We start from the raw sequence: 18,153 nt of genomic DNA on the forward strand, positions 1-18,153 counted from the left end.
CTAGTCGCGGATGAGCACCCGGCGCACGAGTTCAACGCGCTGGCCAATCTCCTCGGGTGTCGCGCCCTGGCGGACGCCCTCCTCCAGCAAGTGCTGGCAGCCCGCGATGTAGAACTTGGCCATGTCGTCGAGAAGCTGCGGATCGGCCCCCTCGCGTTCGCGCAGCGCCTCGCGCATGGTGGGCAGCATGATGCGCACGACCTCCTGGTCGAGCTGGCTGTGCACCGGCGAATCGATGATGTGGACGGCGGCCTCGTAGTGGTCCGTCAGCGTTTCCATGAGCGCGGTGACGGCCGCCTGGAAGTCGCGGTCCATGCTGAATCTCACGGCAAAGCCTTCGTATGCCTCTTTGATCATGTCCTGCGCGGTCGCGAGCACGAGGCCGTCGCGGTCCGTGAAGTGCTGGTAAAACACCTGCCGGCTCACCCCGGCCTCTTTGACAATCTGCGACACGTTGAGTTCCGCGACGGTGTGCGTTTTCAGCAACCCGATGGTGGCTTGGACGAGAGCGTTGCGGGTGCGGATGGCTCGCGGGTCGGTGCTGTCAGACCGGCGGCCAGGAACGACGTGGTTCATCCTGGAATCTCCAGATGCTCGGACGTTAGGCTTTTGGGCTATGAGCCTAACCGATACCACCATCGCCCTCCTCCAGGACCTCATCCGGAACGGATGCGTCAACGCGTTGACGGCGGATTCTGGACAGGAGGCGAAAAACGCGGACACGCTCGAGGCCTTCTTCGCAGGTACGGACGTGCGCGTCGAGCGCTACGAACCCCACCCGGGTCGGGTCTCCATTGCCTTCACGGTCGAGGGGACCGACCCCGCCGCCGAGCCGCTCACGCTGCTCGGCCACACCGACGTTGTCCCGGTCGACGAGGATAAGTGGACCCAGGATCCCTTCGGCGGCGAGATCGTGGACGGGCGCATCTACGGCAGGGGCGCCACCGACATGCTCTACATCACCGCCGCGATGGCTGCCTGCGTGCGCGACGTGGCGCAGCACGGGCGCCCGCGCGGCACCGTGACCTTCGTGGGATGCGCAGACGAGGAGGCCCGTGGCGGCCTAGGCGCCGCGTGGCTCGCCGAGAACGCGTCCTTCTCCTGGAAAAACTGCCTGTCCGAGGAGGGCGGCTCGCACCTGCCCGTGTCCGACGGCTCCGACGCCCTAGTCGTCGTCGTTGGCGAGAAGGGCGCGGGCCAGCGGCGCTTGACCGTCCATGGCGACGCAGGCCACGGCTCTGCGCCGTTCGGTCGCGACATGGCGGTGGCGAAGATCGGCGAGGTCGCGCGCCGCATTGCCGCCATCGAACCGCCCGTGCGCAGCGACGAGCTCTGGGAGGGATACGTCCGCGGCTGGAAGTTCGACCCCGCAACCGAGAAGGCGCTGCTTGCCGGGGAGGGCTACGAGGCGTTCGGCCAGCTGGAGAGCTACTCCCACGCGATGAGCCACCTGACCATCTCCCCCACCGTCCTTCGCGCCGGCAACGCCATCAACGTGCTGCCGTCCGTGGCGTGGATGGAGCTGGACATCCGCCCGCTGCCCGGGCAGACGCAAGAGGACATCGACCAGGTGCTGCGCGACGCGCTCGGCGATCTGGCGGGCGAGGTGGAGATCACCCACCTCATCACGGAAGACGGCACCGTCTCCTCGACCTCGGGCCCGCTTTACGACGCCATCGTGTCCACCTTTGACGAATTCTTCCCCGGCGCCCCGGTCATCCCCACCATCGCCGCTGGTGGCTCGGACCTGCGCTTCGCCCGCCGCAAGGGAGGTGTCGGCTACGGGTTCGCCCTCCACGGGCGAGAGGAGACGCTCGGGTCCGTGCTGGGCGAGCTGCACAGCCACGACGAATCCGTCGCCGTGGAGGACGTGGACCTGACCGTGCGGGCGTACCGCTCCCTGCTGCGCCGATTCGTGGGGGCATAGGCCCCGCACTACGCGTGCTCCTCCTCCCGGCTGATCAGCGGCTGCAGACCCTTGGCAATGCGCTCCTTCCACGTCTTGGCAATCTCGTCGTAGCCGCGGTCGTGCGGGCGCATGCCGCGGTGAGTGAAGCTCACCTTGGTCTCGCCGTCGTCGTCCTCGGAGATGTCGAAGATGAGGGAGGTGTCGTCCCACTCGTGGTCTTCCTGGTCGGTGGGCTCGACGGCCCAGACCACGCGCTTGCCGTCGTCCGCCTCCTGCACGGAGAAGTCGCGGTCCTCCACGTGGAATTCGCCGCCCTTCTCGCTGGCGTTGCCCTCCGCCTGCTGGTCCCACCAGCTGTTGGGTGTCGTGATCGCACGGTACACCTCCTCGCGCGTGGCGGGCACGGAGAAGGAGGCGGTGAAATCCCGGATCGCCTGCGCCGTGGTGCCGTCCGCGAACGTCCAGTCCGACAGGGTCTTCTCCGGGTCGTAGATAGCCACGTCGATGCCGTCGTCCCGGAACTTCATCAGCCCGTCTTTAATCAAGTCGCGGCCGGCCTTGTTAAATCCAGTGACGTTGGAGACGTCCAGAATCAGCTTCGTGTTTGGCAGGCGGCGCTTTGTCAGCCCGCGCAGAATCTTCTCCGCGTTGGTGAAGTTGATCATGCCCTGCAGCTCCACAATATCCGCGTCGTCGCGGCGCTCAATGCGGCGGATCCCCGGCGCGACGAAGAAGTTGGAAGACAGCATGTTCAGGCCCATCGAACTGGACAGCTCCCGGAAAATCTTCACCCCGCGCACTGAATTGCCCTGCTTGTTCAAGCGGGGGCTGAGCGACGCGATTCCGAGCTGCCCCGGCAGTGTCCCAATCAACCCGCCTGCGACGCCCGACTTTGCTGGGATGCCCACGTTGACCATCCACTGGCCCGACGCGTCGTACATGCCAGACGAGACCATCACGGCCTGGGCCAAGCGCGCCGCCTCGGCGGAGACGACCCTCTCCCCCGTCACAGGCTGCTTCCCGCCGGCCGCGAGGGTGGCCGCCATCACCGCCAGATCCTTCACCGTCACCAGCACCGCGCACTGGGCAATGTAGCTGGCCACGGCGTCGTGCGCGTCGTCGCTGATCGTGCCGGCCTCGCGCAGCATGTGGGCGAACGCCTTATTCCGGTCGGCGGCGTCCAGCTCGGAGTCGAGCACGCGCTCATCGACGGTCAGTTCGCGGCCTGCCAGGCGGGAGAAGTAGTCCCGGAGCTTCTCACTGCGCTGCTCTACCGGGATATCGGGCCCGCCGATGAGCTGGTTCACCGTAATGGCGCCTGCGTTGATGAGGGGGTTGGCGGGACGTCCGTCGTCGTCAAGCGAAAGCTTGTTGAACGCCTCGCCCGAGGGCTCCACACCGACGTGCGCGTGCACCTCCTCGGGGCCGTACATGTCGAGCGCGAGCGCGTAGACGAACGGCTTGGAGATGGACTGGATGGAAAACTCGTAATCCGCGTCGCCCACGGCGTAGAGATGTCCGTCCGTGGTGCACATCGCCAGTGCAAGCTTGTCCGGGTCGGCGTGTTTGAGCACGTCGATGTAGTCCGCGAGTTCGCCGCTGTCGTGGTCGCGGACGCTGTCGACGATGGCCTGGAGGTGTTCAGTCACTGACGGGAGCATGCGGACAGTGTAAAGCCGGGCACAACATGTTCGAACGGATCGCTGGCGATGTCGGCGGGCCGAGTTTGATGGAGCGCATGAACCTCATCAAAGGAGCCGGCGTGTGCGGGGGCTACGACATCACCTGGCGCATCAGCGGCAGCTTGGACGAGCGCGAGCTGCGCAACGTCAACGCGTACCTGGACGCTTTTTGCGCCATGTGGCGGCCGCACGGGCGCTCACGGGTGGCAGAGCCGCGCCATTACGCGGACCTCGCGTACGCGTGGCAGTGCTTCGAGCTCGCGCGCGACGCCGAAGACGGGCACGTGTCGGACCAGTTCTTCTACCTCAAGGGGCTGCGCGACGCGCTGGGCCGGTTGGAGCAGGTGGAGCCGCGGTTCTCGTACGCCTACTGCCTGGCGGAATACGCCGTACAGCTCGCCGGGGAGTTTGAGATCGAGGACGCAATGGAGGGCGCGTGGGACGAGCTCGAGGCGGTGATGGTCCGGCCGCTGTCCGAGCCCTCCGCGGACGAGTACGCCGTGGTGGACGACACGCAGACAGTGGAGGATTTCGCGTTCACGCGCATGCCTGACATCGACGCGCTGTCCGTGCAGTTCACCACCGAGCCGGAATTCGACGCCGAGGGCCGGATGGTTTTCGCGGCGGACCTCTACCCCAACTACCGGGACTCGACGCTGATCATGGACCGTCACTGGCGTGCCGGCAGGTTCATCCTCCACGCGGACATCGTGGACGACGGCACCGAGCTGCCGTACGAGATCCTGCGCGACCTGCGCCGCGGCCTGGACGCGCACTTCAGCTACCTCGCCTACGAGACCAGCGCGGTGGAGTACTACCTCTCCTGCGCCCACGCCCAGGAGTGCACGGGCATACTCGCCGGGGACCCCTCCCGGCGCGACGGGCTGGTGGAAGCTGTGGGCGAGGCGCTCGAGCACATCGTCGCGCGCAATGCGTCCGCCGCGCATGGGCGCCTGCTTTTCGACGCCCTGACGGCCGCCGCCGAAGCCGGCGACGACGACGCGGTCTTCGAGTACGCCAACGCCCTGTACTTCTGCATCCCGCGGGATTTCCGCGTCACGTTCCCTACCGGCAACGACGACGCGGCGAACGCCGTGAAGGACGCGCTATTCGCCGCCTACGCCGAGCAGGACATCGGGTTCGCCCGGGTGGTGAACAGGCAGCCGCCCGACGTCGTGCCCCTGCTTAACCACCTGGCGGTTGACTTTTTGGACACCGAAGGCACCGCCGAGGACTTGCCGTACACGAACTGCTTCCTCATTCAGGACATCGAGTCCGCAACGCGGGAGCTGTACTAAGCGCCGCCAGACTTCGGATTCCCGCGGAAGCACACCGAAGTTGCCACGCAGAATGCCGCGGCCGCCGCCCCCAGCACCGCGATCACGCTGTTGTACGCGACGGTGTACTCCACCCCGCGGTCCAGGCCAGCCTGCAGCAACGACCCGGTCAGCGCCACTGTCACCAGCGTGCCCAGCTCGTAGGAGACCTCCTCCACACCGGCGGCCATGCCGGAGCGGTGCATGGGGGCGGACCCGATGATCGCAATCGAGGCCACGCTCATCACCGACCCCGCCGACAGTCCCAGCAGCACCAACCCTATCCACGTCCCTCCGGCAACCAGTACCCCCGCGCCCACTGCCGCACCAGCGAAACCGCCCGCGATAAGCGGCAGGAAACCAACCGCATGGAGGTACGCGCCGCCGAGCGCGCTCGCCGGTATGGCGGCTGCGGCCATCACGGCGACGGTGGCCCCGGCGGCAAGGGGCGTCAGCTCGTCGATAAGCTGCAGTTTCTGCGTGGTCATCAGCTCCACGCCCGCGAGGACGAACATGCCGCCCACCGCCGCGAGCACGCCTCCGGTGAACATGCGGGAGCGGAAGATCTCGAAGGTGAGCAGAGGGTCCTCCAACCGGTGCTGGCGGCGCACGAACAGCCAGCCGCCCAGGACGGCCGCCGCGACCCCGCCGAAAAGCCACGCGCCGCTTTGCGGGTTAGCGGCCTGCTTGATGGCCATGGTCAGGCCGGACAGGGCGACAAGCGCGTACAGGGACGAGACCAGGTCCCACCGTTTGTCCGGGTTGGGAAGGTTCGGCGGCGCGAGGGCGACGGTGAGCACGAGTGCGCCGACAACGATGGGCACGTTGATCAGAAACACGGAGCCGACCCAGAAGTGCCCCAGCAATGCGCCGCCCACGACTGGGCCGAGCGCGCCACCCGCGACGGCGACGGAGCCCCAAATGCCGATTGCGGTGTTGCGTTCGCGCTCGTCAGGGAACGTGAGCCTGATCAGGGCGAGGGTGGCCGGCATCATCACCGCGGCGCCCGCGCCGAGCAGGCCGCGGGCGAGAATGAGCGCGAACGGTCCCGGCGCGAACGCGGCACCGAGGGATGCCGCGCCGAAAATCACCAGTCCGGCGAGGAACATCAGGCGGTGGCCGACCCTGTCCCCTAGCGCGCCGGTGCCCAGCAGCAATCCGGACAGTACGAGCGGGTAGGCGTTGATAATCCACAGGCCCTGCTCGGGGCTGGCGCCCAGGCTGCGCTCCAGCGCCGGCAGCGCGGTGTACAGGATGGAGTTGTCCAGGCTGATCACCAGCAAGCCCAGCGACACCACCGCGAAAAAGCCCCAGCGATGCGCTTTTGTCATGCCTGTTATCCCGAGTTTCTCCGCATCTTCGCGCGCCGCATGTCGATCGCGAGCGCGATGCCAATCACCGCCGCGTGTTGGCGCTGGTCCAGGCCCGGTTGGATGGCCACGCGGTAGCTGGTCTTGCCCATTAGCATCCGCCCCATCCCGGAGTATTCCGCATCCACGCGCGCGATCTCTTGGCCCTGGCTGGTCAGCGCGTAGTTCAGGTCGAACACCTGGCCCTGGATCTGCAGGTCCGGTAGGCCCGCGACCTCCACGTCGAACTTGGAGCCCAACCATGCAAACCGCTTGGTCAGCCTCGCCAGCTCCATCGGCGGGTCTGCCAGGTGCACGACGTACTGGTCGCGGATGAAGTTGGCCGGGTCCTCGATGCTCAGCACATGCGCGCCAGCCGCGTCGAACACCTCCACCCCGCGCGATGCTTTGACCAGGTTGCTCATCTTCCGCGTCTGGCGGGCGGTGCCAAGCAGCTGCCCATTCGGAGTTTCGATGGCAAACGCGTCGCGCCCGAGCGCTTTCGTTTGCTTTACGACGATTTCGCGTTCCGCCCACATATCGACAAATCTAGCGCGGGCGGGGGGAGCTTTTTTACCCGCCCCGCAAATTTGTTCACTGATTTTCCGCGGGCGGTGAATTCTTACCGGCTAGGAAGGTGGATTTGTTCACTTCCTGCAGGACGCCGACGCGACACCGGCAAGTTATTCACTAGGGCATGAACAAATTCCCACTACCCCGGGGCGTGCACGAAAAATCCCGACCCGCGCTCCGAAGAGTGTGGGTCGGGACCGATCTGTGCCCGGGGGGGGACTTGAACCCCCACGTTCTTGCGAACACTGGCACCTGAAGCCAGCGCGTCTGCCAATTCCGCCACCCGGGCGGGCGACTTGATCAATATAGAACGTAGGTCACAGTAACTACAAATCCGCAGCGCATTGCCCTTTTACGTCAACGGGCGCACGCTGGACGGATAGGTCGTGTCGGGCTGGCCACCTATACTGTCCGAGTTACTGAAATTCGCATGTGAAGAAAGGAGGTGCGCACGAAGATGGCAGTGATGGACAGGCTGGCAAAGCTGGACAGTTCCCTGCAGCGCGGCTTGGACAACTCAATGGCGGCGCTGTTTGGCGGCAAGGTTGTGCCTGAAGAGATCGAAGAGCTGGTGAAACAAGAGGCCCAGGACTCGCTGGTGGTGACGGACAGGGACGAATACGTCGCCCCCAACGTCTACGCAGTTGGCGTGTCCTCGAAGGACCTGGAAAACCTGTCGCGGAACCGCGATCTTCCTGCGGACCTCGCCGACCAGCTCATGCGGTACGTGCGCAACAAGCAGTGGTTCCTTGACGGCCCTGCGGTTGTGCGTATCGCGGAGGAGTCGGGCCTGCGCACTGGCCAGCTCCGGGTGTCCAGCTACATCGACACCATGCCGGACGTTGCCAGCGGCTTTGACGCCATTGTGGCTGAGCCGACAAAGCGCCGCGCCTCACGCTCGCAATTGAAGGAGGATGCAATGTCCGAACCCACCCCGGAAAACCCCCAACAACCCACGGTAAGCCTGCTGCTGCAGGACGGCTCGTCGCGCACCTACCTGGTGCACGAGGGCTCCAACATCCTGGGCCGCTCCAACGATTCGGATTTCCGCTTGCCGGACACGGGCGTCTCGCGCCAGCACGCGGAGATCACCTGGGACGGCGAGGTGGCTGTGTTGGTGGACCTGCAGTCCACGAACGGCACCACGGTCAACGACGAGCCGGTGGACAACTGGATGCTCGCGGACGGCGACGTCATCACGCTGGGCCACTCCAACATCGAGGTCCGCATCGTCGGCGCGCAGGACCAGCCGCAGGCGGGCGGAAGCCAGCCGCAGTTCACGGACTCGGTGTCCCACCCCAGCACCGAATACTTCCGCCCGTAGAGGGGACACCATGGATTCGACAGTCATCCTGAGCGCCCGTTTCGGCCTGTTGGCCTTGCTGTGGGTCTTCATCTTTCTGGTCATGTGGACCCAGAGAAAGGATGTGGTGTCGGCGGGCGGAGCTGTGCGTCGCCAAGCCGCTGCCCCTGTGGCCTCGCCCAGGGAGAAGGCGCGGACTCTTGCGGTGGTTGAGGGGCCGCTGAAAGGGTCGCACATGGAAATTGCCAGCTTGGAGGACTTTACTGTCGGCAGAGCTGGCGACAATGATTTCCAGCTGGGAGACGATTTCGCCTCGTCACGCCACGCGCGCCTGTTCCGCAGGGGCAGCGATTGGTTTGTGGAGGATTTGGATTCGCGCAACGGCACCTTCGTCAACGGGGTGCGCATTGATCAGCCTGAACGGGTGACCGTGGGCACGGACATGAAGATGGGACGCACGATTGTGAGGCTGATGCCGTGAAGCTCTCGCTGAATTTCGTTGCGGTGTCCGACCGTGGCCTTGTCAGGGGCAACAACGAGGATTCCGCCTACGCGGGGCCGAACCTGCTTGTGCTCGCGGACGGCATGGGCGGCCACGCCGCCGGCGAGGTGGCCAGCCAGATCATGGTGGAGCACCTCGAGCACCTCGACCGCGACCCGGAGGACGCGGACGTGCTCGCGTTGCTGGGTGCCGCGGCCGAGGACGCCAACGCGGCTATCGAGGCATCGGTGGCCGAGCACCCGGAGCAAGCTGGCATGGGCACCACGCTGACCGCGCTGATGTTCAACGGCCGCGAGTTCGGCCTCATCCACGTTGGCGATTCGCGGGGCTACCTGCTTCGCGACGGCGAGCTTCGCCAAATCACCGTTGACGACACCTTCGTGCAGTCGCTCGTGGACGACGGCAGGCTCGCGCCCGAAGACGTGTCCTCCCACCCGCAGAAATCCCTGATCCTCAAGGCTTACACCGGCCGACCGGTCGAGCCGCGCCTGGAGACACTGCAGGTGCAACCGGGCGACCGCGTGCTGTTGTGCTCCGACGGTCTGAGCGACCCAGTCACGCGGGAGACCATCGAGATCGCGTTGGGCGACGGCACGCCGGAGATGGCCGCCCAGCGACTGGTTGAGCTGGCGCTGCGCTCCGGCGGGCCAGACAACGTGACGGTCGTGGTAGCCGAGGTGGTCGCCGGCGACGAGGGCGCGGGGCAATCCCGCGCCGTAGTGAAGGCTGGGGCGTTGGCCCCGGACTACCAGTCGTCCCACCCGGATTCGGCCGCCTCCCGGGCGGCGGCGCTGCTGCGCAAGTCCGAGACCATCACGCCGGACCACAACCGCGCGAAGACGCAGGACGCCGACCTCTCCGACGATGAGGAGGGCCACACTAGCGGCACTGGTACGAAACAGGCGTCATCGGTGTGGCCGTGGGTGGTCGCGACACTCGTGCTGCTTCTCGTCCTGGCCGTGGCCGGCCTGGCGTGGGCGCAGTCGCGCGATATGGACAGCTACACGCTGAAGGTTGAAGGCTCCGGCGAGTTCGCGGTGCAGCACACCACCCGCGACAACCTCTTCGCCGAAGCGCAGACCGAGGACATCCAGCACGCCTGTCTGAACCCTGACGGCAAACTGCGCGTCATTGCCAAAGACTCCACGCCGGGTGACTGCCACGTCTTCAACGTGCAGGACCTGCCCAAGGACCAGCGCGAGGTGGAAACCGTCACCGGCTCCTACGACGACGTGCTGGCCAAGCTCAACGAGCTGGCAGATCAGGCGCTGCCAGGCTGCGTGGACAGTCAGACGCCCGACAACGACACGTGCAGGGAGATTCGATGAACAGACTGCGCTCCCGCAGCCGTGAGCTGCTCCTCCTGCTCTTCGCCGCAGGCCTGCTCGCGCTCATGCTGTTCGGCTTAGAGACGAGCCAAGGCCGCACCCTGTCCACAGAGATGCTCTACATCATCGGCGGGTTCGTCGGCGTCTACGCCATCGCCCACGTGGCCATCGCCGTCTTGGCGCCCTACGCGGACCAGGTGATGCTGCCCGTGGTGGCGCTACTCAATGCCATCGGTCTGGTGGTAATTTACCGCCTTGACCTAGCGGAACGCCCCGGGTACGGCCCGCTGGCAGAGCGCCAGATGCTGTGGTCCCTGGTCGGCGTTGGCCTGATGGTGCTGACTCTGATCGTGGTGCGGGACCACAAGTCCCTGTCCCGCTACTCCTACCTGCTGGGTCTTGTGGGGCTGATCCTCTTGGCGCTGCCGCTGGTGTGGCCGCAGCCCCCCGGGTACGAAGAGGCGCGGATCTGGCTGTGGCTCGGCCCCTTCTCCATCCAGCCCGGCGAATTTTCTAAGATCCTGCTGCTGATCTTCTTCGCTCAGCTGCTGGCCCAGAAACGGGCGCTGTTCACCGTGGCCGGCAGGCGCTTCGCGGGCCTGACGTTCCCGCGCCTGCGCGATCTCGCCCCGATCCTGATGGTGTGGGCTATCGCCATCTTGATCATGGCTGTATCCAACGACTTCGGGCCGGCGCTGCTGCTGTTCGCCACCGTGCTGGGGATGGTCTACTTCGCCACCGGGCGTGCGTCCTGGCTGGCCATCGGCCTGGCGCTGGTCGCTATCGGCGGTTACGCCGTGTACCAGGTCAGCTCCAAAATCCAGGAGCGCGTGAGCAACTTCCTTGACCCGTTCGCGGACTTCGAGGGCATTGGCAACCAGCCCGCCAACGCGTTGATCGGGCTGAGCTGGGGCGGCATCACCGGCACTGGGCTGGGGTACGGCCACCCGGAACTAGTGCCCGTCGCGCACTCGGACTACATCCTGGCCGCCCTCGGCGAGGAGCTTGGCTTCGTGGGCATCGCCGCGGTGTTGTGCCTGTTCGGCGTCTTCATCACTCGCGGATTCCGCACCGCGATGCAGGCGCGCGACTCCTACGGCAAGCTGCTGGCTTCCGGGCTCGCGCTGACCATTGCCATCCAGATCTTCGTGGTCGCCGGCGGCGTGTCCGCCATGCTTCCGATGACCGGCCTGACCACGCCGTTCATGTCTGCCGGCGGTTCCTCCGTGATGGCCAACTACATCCTGCTGGGCCTGCTGCTGCGCATCTCCAACGGCGCGAACCGCCCGGCGGACTACGACGCTGTTGCCGCCGCCCAGCCTGAGGAGGTGAGCGTGCGATGAACAAGTCCATCCGTTTCGGCGCCGTCGTCTCGCTGCTGCTCATTGTGGCGCTGCTGGTCAACTATTCCGTGGTGCAGGGCATGCGCGAAGATGAGTACGCGCAGGACCCGCACAACTCGCGCATTCTCATGGAGCTCAAACGCACCAACCGCGGCGACATCGTCGCCGGCGACACCGTGCTCGCCCAGAGCTACCGCGACGAGGAGACCGGGTTCTACCAGCGCGCATACCCCAACATGCCGTGGTCCTTCGCCCCGGTGGTGGGCTACGCCTCCGACCAGTTCGGCACCTCCCAGCTCGAAGCCACGTACAACGGCGAACTCACCGGGGATTCCGGCACCTCCTCCCGCTTCCTGCGCACCGGCACAGAGGACGGCAATAAGGGCGACACGGTCGAGCTGACCCTGGATCCCGGCCTGCAGGCCTTTGCGTTCGACCAGCTGGCTGAACCGGGCTACGAGGGCGCGGTTGTGGCCGTCAGGCCGTCGTCAGGCGAGGTGCTCGCCATGGCATCGACCCCTAGCTACGACCCCAACGGCGTCGCCAACCCAGCGACCTCGGAGGACGCCTGGGCGCAGGTGAACAGCAACCCGGCTAACCCGCTGCTGAACCACGCGACGCAAGAGCAGCTGCCGCCGGGCTCGATCTTCAAGATCATCACCACCGCCGCGGGCCTGCGAAACGGCTACACGCCCGATTCGCCGTTGACCGGTGAGGCGCAGATCATCCTGCCCGGCACCGACAACATCCCGCTGACCAACTACGGCGGCCAGGCATGCGCCGGCGGCGGTCAAGTGCCGCTGAGCACCGCCTTCGCCCTTTCGTGCAACACGGCCTTCGTGCAAATGGGTCTCGCGGTGGGCGCGGATGCGCTGCGCGACGCGGCGGACCGTTTCGGTGTCGGCCAGAGCTACGACCTCGGCCTGCCCAACGCGGCCGGCTCGCTGGGCGAGCTGCCTGGCGGTGCGGAGCTGGCGCAGTCCGCGATCGGCCAGCGCGACGTGACCATGACGGCACTGCAGGCTGCGGTGATGGGCGCGACTATCGCCAACAAGGGCAAGCGCATGGAGCCGCACGTCGTGCGCGCGGTGCGTAACGCGGACGGCAAGGTCGTTAAAGAGACCAAACCGGTGGAGCTGAACGAGGCCGTAACGGAGGAGGAAGCCGCGACGATCACGGACTTGATGTACGGATCCGAGCGCTGGTCGTACGGCTACGACGGCAACGGGTTCGCCTCCAAGACCGGCACCGCCGAGCACGCCGAGGGCGCCGCGCCGCACGTGTGGTACGTCGCGTTCGACCCGGCGAAGGACGTTGCCGTGGCCGTCGTGGTGAAAAACGGCGGCAATCTCGGCGAGGCCGCCACAGGCGGGCAGGTCTCCGGCCCCATCGGCCGCGCCGTCCTGCGCGCCGCCCCCGCACCTGTGGAAGGAGCAGAGTAGATGAACACCGAAAACCGCGAGGACCTCCAGCGGCTCGTCGGCGACGGCTACCAGCTGCAGTGGATCATCGGCCACGGCGGCATGTCCACCGTGTGGCTGGCCGACGACCTGGCCAACGAGCGCGAAGTTGCCATCAAGGTGCTGCGCCCCGAGTACAGTTCCAACGCCGAGTTCCTGGCGCGCTTCCGCAACGAGGCCCTGAGCGCGCAGGGCATCAACTCCGACAACGTGGTGGCCACCTACGACTACCGGGAGGCCGACACCGGCGCGGGATTCACCGTCTGCTTCATAATCTTGGAGTACATCCGCGGCGAGTCGCTCGCGGACCTGATCGCGCGCGAGGGGCAGCTGGAGGAGGCCATGGCTCTCGACGTACTCGAGCAGGCTGCCCACGGCTTGGCCGTGATCCACCGCATGGGCCTGGTGCACCGCGACATCAAGCCGGGCAACCTCATGATCACCCAGAACGGGCAGGTGAAGATCACCGACTTTGGCATTGCCAAGGCCGCGGCCGCGGTGCCGCTGACCCGCACCGGCATGGTCGTGGGCACCGCGCAGTACGTCTCTCCGGAGCAGGCCCAGGGCATCAAGGTCACCGCCGCGAGCGACGTCTACTCTCTGGGCGTTGTGGGTTACGAGCTGCTGTCCGGCAAACGCCCGTTCACCGGCGACTCGTCGGTGTCGGTGGCACTGGCACACGTGTCCGCTGAGCCGCCTGCGCTGCCGATCAGCGTCTCCGCGCCCGCGCGTGAGCTCATCGAGATCGCGCTGCGCAAGGATCCCGGCCAGCGCTTCTACGACGGCAACGAGTTCCAGCTGGCCATCTCCCAGGTCCGCCAAGGGCTCCGCCCCGCCCAGCCCGGCGGCCACACCCAGGTAGTGGCCACGGAGCCGTCCGCGACCGCGTCCACCCAGATGCTGGCCAGCGTCGCCGACGAGCGGACCGCGCGCCCGGAGGGTTCCTACACGCCGGCGCCGACCCGGGCCGTTGCTTCCCGACGTCCTCCGGCCGAACCCGCGCCCGCGCCCGCGAAAAAGGGCTCATCGGCGGGCCCCATCATTGCCACCCTGCTCGCTTTGGCGCTGGTCGGCGGCGGTGTTGCCTGGGCGTACACTGCCGGGCTGTTCGACCGTTCCAGCGGCGACTCCCCGGCCACCACTCCGCGGACCACGACCGTGACCACCCCGAGCGAGGTCGAGGAGACCCAGGAAGAGGTCACCGAGACAACCACGCGGCGCGAACGTACCACCGTCACGCAGTCGCGCAACCCGGGCACCCTGCGCGTCGAGGACACGGCCCCGGAATCGGCGCCCGCCGCCCCGGCTGAACCCGCGCGCCCCGAGACCTCAGCGGTGCAGTCCACGCCGGAGATGGTGCCGCCGACGAGCAGCGCTCCTGAGGCCGGAAACCAGACCACTACTGCGATAGACTTGCCGAATCTTGGGAACTTGCTCGGAGGTGGCAGGTAAATGCTGATCGCGGACCGGTACGAACTCGGCGAAATCATCGGCACCGGCGGCATGTCGGACGTGTATGCCGCCACCGACGTGTCCTTGGGGCGTCAGGTCGCCGTGAAGATGCTGAAGATCGACCTGGCGCGCGACGAAAACTTCCGCGAGCGCTTCCGCCGAGAGGCGCAGAACTCCGCGCGGCTGAACCACCCCAACATCGTCTCGGTTTACGACACCGGCGCCGTGGAAACGTCCGGCGTAGACGTGCCCTACATCGTGATGGAGCGCGTCCACGGTATGAACCTGCGCGACATCGTGCGCAACGAGGGTTCGCTGTCGCCCGAGCGCGCCGCCAAGCTGCTGCTACCGGTCACACGTGCGCTGCAGGCCAGCCACGACGCTGGCATTATCCACCGCGACATCAAGCCCGCCAACATCATGGTGACTAACACGGGTGCCGTGAAGGTCATGGACTTCGGCATCGCGAGGGCGTTGGACGATTCCACCTCCGCCATGACGCAAACCTCGGCCGTCATCGGCACCGCGCAGTACCTATCCCCCGAGCAGGCGCGGGGCAAACCTGCGGACGCGCGCAGCGACATCTACGCGCTCGGCTGCGTCATGTACGAAGCGGTCACCGGCGTCCCGCCCTTCGAGGGCGAGTCGCCGTTCGCCGTGGCCTACCAGCATGTGCAGGAAGACCCCGTGCCGCCGTCGGAGCGGATCGCGGCTGCGCTGTCCGACAACGAGGCGGTCAACGTGGACGCTGTCATCCTGACCGCGATGGCAAAGCACCCCGCCGACAGGTACCAAACGGCAAACGAGATGGGTGCTGACCTGGAGCTGCTCGAGCGCGGCAGCGTCACCACCGCCGCGCAGAACCATCTGTCGAGCGCCGATCTGCTGTCCGAGGACAACACGGTCGTAGTCGGCGACGTGGTGCGCGAACCCGTGGCGCCCAGAGAGCCGGTCGAGCCAGCCGGCCACACGCGCTACGCCGACCACCGCGCCGCAAACGAGAAAACCGCCTCCAACTGGCTGAAGTGGCTGGCCGCACTGCTAGGCCTGTTGCTGGCCGCTGTCGTGTGCTGGTTTGTCTACGACTACTTCTCCGCCGACGAGGAAAGCGCGCCTTCGCCCGTGCAAGAAGCAATGGTGCAGGTGCCGGAGCTTATCGACGTGCCGCGTAACGACGCCATCCGCGAGCTCGAAGGCCTTGGTTTCTCCGTCAGCGTAATGGAGGAACCCAACCCAGACATCAAACGCGGCAACGTGATCTCCACCAACCCCGCCGCCGGCTCCGAGCTGAAGCGGGGCACCCAGATCACCCTGACCGTCTCCTCCGGCAAGGAGATGACGGACGTGCCCGACGTGACAAACCTGACCACCGAGGAAGCGGTCGAGGAGTTGAAGAACGCCGGGCTGGAACTCAACCCGAGCGTGCGCCGCGAAACTAGCGACAACATCCCCGAAGGCGTCATCCTGACCCAGCAGCCGGCTGGCGGCACGCAGATTGCGAAGGGCTCCCGGATCACCATCACCGTCTCCTCCGGTCCCAGAATGGTGCAAGTGCCGTCCCTGGTGGGCCTGAACGTGGAACAAGCCACCGCCACCCTGTCCTCGCTGCAGCTGCGCTCCACCGTGACCAGCGTGGACTCCGCCAAGCCGGAGGGAGAGGTCCTCGCAGTCGCCGGCGAGAACACCGATGTGGAAACCGGCACCACCGTTGAGCTACGCGTCTCCAACGGCATGCTCATGACCATGCCGCAGATCACCCGCCTTGATCCGGCCGAAGCTGAGCGCACATTGCGCGACGCGGGCTGGAACGGCCGCCTGACTCCGGGGCCGACCGTGCCTACCGGGGCGCTCGTAGACAGCGGACTGATCGGCCACCAGGAAGTTCCCGCAGGCGACACGATCCGCAAAGACCAAGCGATTGGTTACAACCTGTGGAAGTTCGACGCCGCCGAGCTCGTCCCGCAGAGCAATGCGACCGGAGGCCAGCCTGATACAGTTCAGCCCCGGAACCCGCAAAACGCGCTGCGTAACGTGCAGCGCGGGCTTGGACTGTAGACGTAGATATCCGTACAAACCTAGGGAGTGCACTCCATGCCTAAAGCAAAAGTAACCAAGGATCCCATCCGCCCAGCCGGCAGCAGCACCGCCGCCGGCACCATCCGCACCCCGGTCAAGGTGAATACGGGCGGCACCCCGGTGTGGTACAAGGTGATCATGTTCGGGCTGATGATCTTCGGCCTGGCCTGGCTCATCCTGTACTACCTGGCGGGCGACCAGATCTCGTGGCTCACGCAGCTCGGCCCGTGGAACTACGCCATTGGCTTCGCTGGCATGATTCTCGGCCTGCTCATGACCATGGGCTGGCGTTAGCGCTCAGGCCCGGTAACCGGGATGTGGCACATATGTGCCGCATCCCGGTTTTCTTGCGCCCGACAACTTTCCACACTTGTGGATAACTCTGTGCACAAACTTCACAGGGGTGGGAAATGTGCTGCTCCCGGTTCGAAAACGCCTGGTTTTGTCGGCGTGTCGGGTGGGCCGTTCGACGTGTCGTTCGAGGAACTACACGGCTGTAGTTCTCCACATTGTGGATAACTGCTGTGGACAACTCATACGTACACGGGGAGCGTGGACGGGATCGTCAGCACCCATATGACAACGCACGCAGCTACGGTGGCTGCCCCTGCGGTGATCCAGCGCGTGCGCGCGTTCCGGGAGGTCAGCGGCCACGCCATTGCCGCCCCCGCCGCCAGCCCGCCCAGGTGGCCCCACAACGACACCGCCGGGCTCAGCAGCGTATACGCCACGTTGACCGCGACCAGCGCAAGTGGCGCCCGCAGATCCGTCGAGCGCCGGGAGGCGATGGCAACCAGTACCGCCATGAGCATGTAGAGCGCGCCGGAAGCGCCGGCGGTGGGCGTCGTGAAGCTCATTGCGAGCACGCTTGCCGACGCCCACAGGGCCCCCGCCACCCACGCCAGCGCGAACGGCCCGGTGCCGATGAACCGCTCCACCTCCGCACCCACTAGGACGAGCATCAGCATGTTGAGGAAGAGGTGCGTGATGTCCAGGTGCATGAAACCAGCGGTGAGTGCGCGCAGGTAACCCGCGCCGTAGACCTCCGGGCCGTACAGGACGGTGCTGGCACCGACCGCCGAATCCCACACCACGTCCGTCAGCGAGCGGGCCTGGAGCGCTGCGACGAGGAACACGACGGTGCAGATCGATGCGATAACAGTGGTGGCGGGGGCGGTGCGGGGTAGGTCGCGGAGTGCAGGCATGGTCTTCAGGGTACGAAAAAGCCCCCGCGCGGGGCGGGGGCTTGATGCGTGGCGGCTTAGGCGATGTCGATGGATTCGATCACAACGTCCTCAACCGGGCGGTCCATGCGGCCAGTCTTCACGTTGGCGATCTCGTCGACGACCTTCTTGGAGGCCTCGTCGGTGACCTCACCGAAGATGGTGTGGCGGTTGTTCAGCCACGGGGTCGCGTCCACGGTGATGAAGAACTGGGAGCCGTTGGTGCCCGGGCCGGCGTTCGCCATTGCCAGCAGGTACGGGCGATCGAACTGGAGCTCCGGGTGGAACTCGTCGGCGAACTGGAAGCCCGGGCCGCCGGTGCCGGTGCCGGTCGGATCGCCACCCTGGATCATGAACCCCGGAATGATGCGGTGGAAGATCGCGCCATCGTAGAACGGGCCCTCGGTGGTGCCGGAGGCGTTCTTGGTGGAGTATTCGGTCGTGCCCTTAGCCAAGCCGGTGATGGTCTCGACCGTCTTCGGCGCGTGGTTGCCGAAGAGGTCGATGGCGATGTCACCGTGGTTGGTGTGCAGAGTCATCGTCTGAGTCTTTTGCGTCATGCCCTCTAGGGTACGCGGGTTGCAAGACCCACATCCAAAACCTGCAAAAGTTGACATCCTGGACGGACGCTCAGGTA

General features: G+C 66.2%; 16 protein-coding genes, 1 tRNA gene and 1 pseudogene. 10 read left to right on the plus strand and 8 right to left on the minus strand.

Features of this window, described 5'->3' with window-relative positions:
• A complete protein-coding gene (locus HF989_RS08445; RefSeq protein WP_168685615.1) occupies positions 1-576 on the minus strand; it encodes a TetR/AcrR family transcriptional regulator in 576 nt (191 codons plus the stop codon).
• A gap of 40 nt (positions 577-616) precedes the next feature.
• Between HF989_RS08445 and HF989_RS08450 the strand changes: the two genes are divergently transcribed.
• The gene (locus tag HF989_RS08450; protein ID WP_168685616.1) at positions 617-1,927 is read left to right on the plus strand and encodes a M20/M25/M40 family metallo-hydrolase; all 1,311 of its coding nucleotides are present in this window, start codon (positions 617-619) and stop codon (positions 1,925-1,927) included.
• Between the two features lie 8 nt (positions 1,928-1,935).
• Here the strand turns inward: HF989_RS08450 and HF989_RS10790 are convergent, their stop codons facing one another.
• Both HF989_RS10790 and HF989_RS08455 read right to left on the minus strand, forming a co-directional pair.
• Positions 1,936-2,313, minus strand: coding sequence for an SRPBCC family protein (locus HF989_RS10790; RefSeq protein ID WP_288865386.1), 378 nt, complete (start codon positions 2,311-2,313; stop codon positions 1,936-1,938).
• 18 nt (positions 2,314-2,331) lie between these two features.
• Positions 2,332-3,570, minus strand: a pseudogene (locus HF989_RS08455) (glutaminase); the annotation flags it as partial.
• Between the two features lie 26 nt (positions 3,571-3,596).
• Between HF989_RS08455 and HF989_RS08460 the strand changes: the two are divergent.
• Positions 3,597-4,889: a hypothetical protein gene (locus HF989_RS08460; protein ID WP_168685618.1), complete on the plus strand. Its 1,293-nt coding sequence runs from the start codon at positions 3,597-3,599 to the stop codon at positions 4,887-4,889.
• Here the strand turns inward: HF989_RS08460 and HF989_RS08465 are convergent.
• From HF989_RS08465 to HF989_RS08475, 3 genes are all read right to left on the minus strand, one after another.
• Positions 4,886-6,238, minus strand: coding sequence for an MFS transporter (locus tag HF989_RS08465; RefSeq protein ID WP_168685620.1), 1,353 nt, complete (start codon positions 6,236-6,238; stop codon positions 4,886-4,888). The genes HF989_RS08460 and HF989_RS08465 overlap by 4 nt on opposite strands.
• A 5-nt stretch (positions 6,239-6,243) precedes the next feature.
• Positions 6,244-6,795, minus strand: a complete 552-nt coding sequence (locus tag HF989_RS08470) for an LURP-one-related/scramblase family protein (protein WP_168685622.1) — start codon at positions 6,793-6,795, stop codon at positions 6,244-6,246.
• Positions 6,796-7,034: 239 nt separating this feature from the next.
• Positions 7,035-7,118, minus strand: a tRNA-Leu gene (locus tag HF989_RS08475).
• 168 nt (positions 7,119-7,286) lie between these two features.
• Here HF989_RS08475 and HF989_RS08480 point away from each other — a divergent pair.
• Genes HF989_RS08480 through crgA form a run of 8 tightly spaced genes read left to right on the plus strand, consistent with a single transcriptional unit; the run spans position 7,287 to position 16,587 of the window.
• Positions 7,287-8,153, plus strand: a complete 867-nt coding sequence (locus HF989_RS08480) for an FHA domain-containing protein (protein WP_168685624.1) — start codon at positions 7,287-7,289, stop codon at positions 8,151-8,153.
• 10 nt (positions 8,154-8,163) lie between these two features.
• Complete coding sequence (locus tag HF989_RS08485) at positions 8,164-8,613, plus strand: FHA domain-containing protein FhaB/FipA (protein ID WP_168685626.1); 450 nt, start codon at positions 8,164-8,166, stop codon at positions 8,611-8,613.
• A complete protein-coding gene (locus HF989_RS08490; RefSeq protein WP_168685628.1) occupies positions 8,610-9,962 on the plus strand; it encodes a protein phosphatase 2C domain-containing protein in 1,353 nt (450 codons plus the stop codon). Before HF989_RS08485 ends, HF989_RS08490 begins: the two co-directional genes overlap by 4 nt.
• Positions 9,959-11,305: an FtsW/RodA/SpoVE family cell cycle protein gene (locus HF989_RS08495; RefSeq protein ID WP_168685630.1), complete on the plus strand. Its 1,347-nt coding sequence runs from the start codon at positions 9,959-9,961 to the stop codon at positions 11,303-11,305. Before HF989_RS08490 ends, HF989_RS08495 begins: the two co-directional genes overlap by 4 nt.
• Entirely contained in the window at positions 11,302-12,747 is a 1,446-nt protein-coding gene (locus tag HF989_RS08500) for a penicillin-binding transpeptidase domain-containing protein (protein WP_168685632.1), read from the plus strand. Before HF989_RS08495 ends, HF989_RS08500 begins: the two co-directional genes overlap by 4 nt.
• Positions 12,748-14,217, plus strand: coding sequence for a serine/threonine-protein kinase (locus HF989_RS08505; RefSeq protein WP_168685647.1), 1,470 nt, complete (start codon positions 12,748-12,750; stop codon positions 14,215-14,217).
• The gene (gene pknB, locus HF989_RS08510; protein ID WP_210729124.1) at positions 14,218-16,272 is read left to right on the plus strand and encodes a Stk1 family PASTA domain-containing Ser/Thr kinase; all 2,055 of its coding nucleotides are present in this window, start codon (positions 14,218-14,220) and stop codon (positions 16,270-16,272) included. It abuts the gene before it with no gap.
• A gap of 36 nt (positions 16,273-16,308) precedes the next feature.
• Positions 16,309-16,587: a cell division protein CrgA gene (gene crgA, locus HF989_RS08515; protein WP_168685655.1), complete on the plus strand. Its 279-nt coding sequence runs from the start codon at positions 16,309-16,311 to the stop codon at positions 16,585-16,587.
• A gap of 239 nt (positions 16,588-16,826) precedes the next feature.
• On the opposite strand, the gene HF989_RS08520 is transcribed toward crgA, so the two are convergent.
• Complete coding sequence (locus tag HF989_RS08520; RefSeq protein ID WP_168685657.1) at positions 16,827-17,498, minus strand: rhomboid family intramembrane serine protease; 672 nt, start codon at positions 17,496-17,498, stop codon at positions 16,827-16,829.
• Between the two features lie 56 nt (positions 17,499-17,554).
• On the minus strand, positions 17,555-18,076 hold the full coding sequence (locus HF989_RS08525) for a peptidylprolyl isomerase (protein WP_168685659.1): 522 nt from the start codon (positions 18,074-18,076) through the stop codon (positions 17,555-17,557).
• Positions 18,077-18,153: the final 77 nt, after the last annotated feature.

Source organism: Corynebacterium mucifaciens, assembly GCF_012396315.1.
In the GTDB taxonomy this organism is placed as follows: Bacteria; Actinomycetota; Actinomycetes; order Mycobacteriales; family Mycobacteriaceae; genus Corynebacterium; species Corynebacterium mucifaciens.

Coding starts and splice junctions, on each gene's coding strand:
- HF989_RS08445 (WP_168685615.1), bottom strand. CDS start 576: ATGAACCACGTCGTTCCTGGCCGCCGGTCTGACAGCACCGACCCGCGA.
- HF989_RS08450 (WP_168685616.1), top strand. CDS start 617: ATGAGCCTAACCGATACCACCATCGCCCTCCTCCAGGACCTCATCCGG.
- HF989_RS08460 (WP_168685618.1), top strand. CDS start 3,597: ATGTTCGAACGGATCGCTGGCGATGTCGGCGGGCCGAGTTTGATGGAG.
- HF989_RS08465 (WP_168685620.1), bottom strand. CDS start 6,238: ATGACAAAAGCGCATCGCTGGGGCTTTTTCGCGGTGGTGTCGCTGGGC.
- HF989_RS08470 (WP_168685622.1), bottom strand. CDS start 6,795: ATGTGGGCGGAACGCGAAATCGTCGTAAAGCAAACGAAAGCGCTCGGG.
- HF989_RS08480 (WP_168685624.1), top strand. CDS start 7,287: ATGGCAGTGATGGACAGGCTGGCAAAGCTGGACAGTTCCCTGCAGCGC.
- HF989_RS08485 (WP_168685626.1), top strand. CDS start 8,164: ATGGATTCGACAGTCATCCTGAGCGCCCGTTTCGGCCTGTTGGCCTTG.
- HF989_RS08495 (WP_168685630.1), top strand. CDS start 9,959: ATGAACAGACTGCGCTCCCGCAGCCGTGAGCTGCTCCTCCTGCTCTTC.
- HF989_RS08500 (WP_168685632.1), top strand. CDS start 11,302: ATGAACAAGTCCATCCGTTTCGGCGCCGTCGTCTCGCTGCTGCTCATT.
- HF989_RS08505 (WP_168685647.1), top strand. CDS start 12,748: ATGAACACCGAAAACCGCGAGGACCTCCAGCGGCTCGTCGGCGACGGC.
- pknB (WP_210729124.1), top strand. CDS start 14,218: ATGCTGATCGCGGACCGGTACGAACTCGGCGAAATCATCGGCACCGGC.
- crgA (WP_168685655.1), top strand. CDS start 16,309: ATGCCTAAAGCAAAAGTAACCAAGGATCCCATCCGCCCAGCCGGCAGC.
- HF989_RS08520 (WP_168685657.1), bottom strand. CDS start 17,498: ATGCCTGCACTCCGCGACCTACCCCGCACCGCCCCCGCCACCACTGTT.
- HF989_RS08525 (WP_168685659.1), bottom strand. CDS start 18,076: ATGACGCAAAAGACTCAGACGATGACTCTGCACACCAACCACGGTGAC.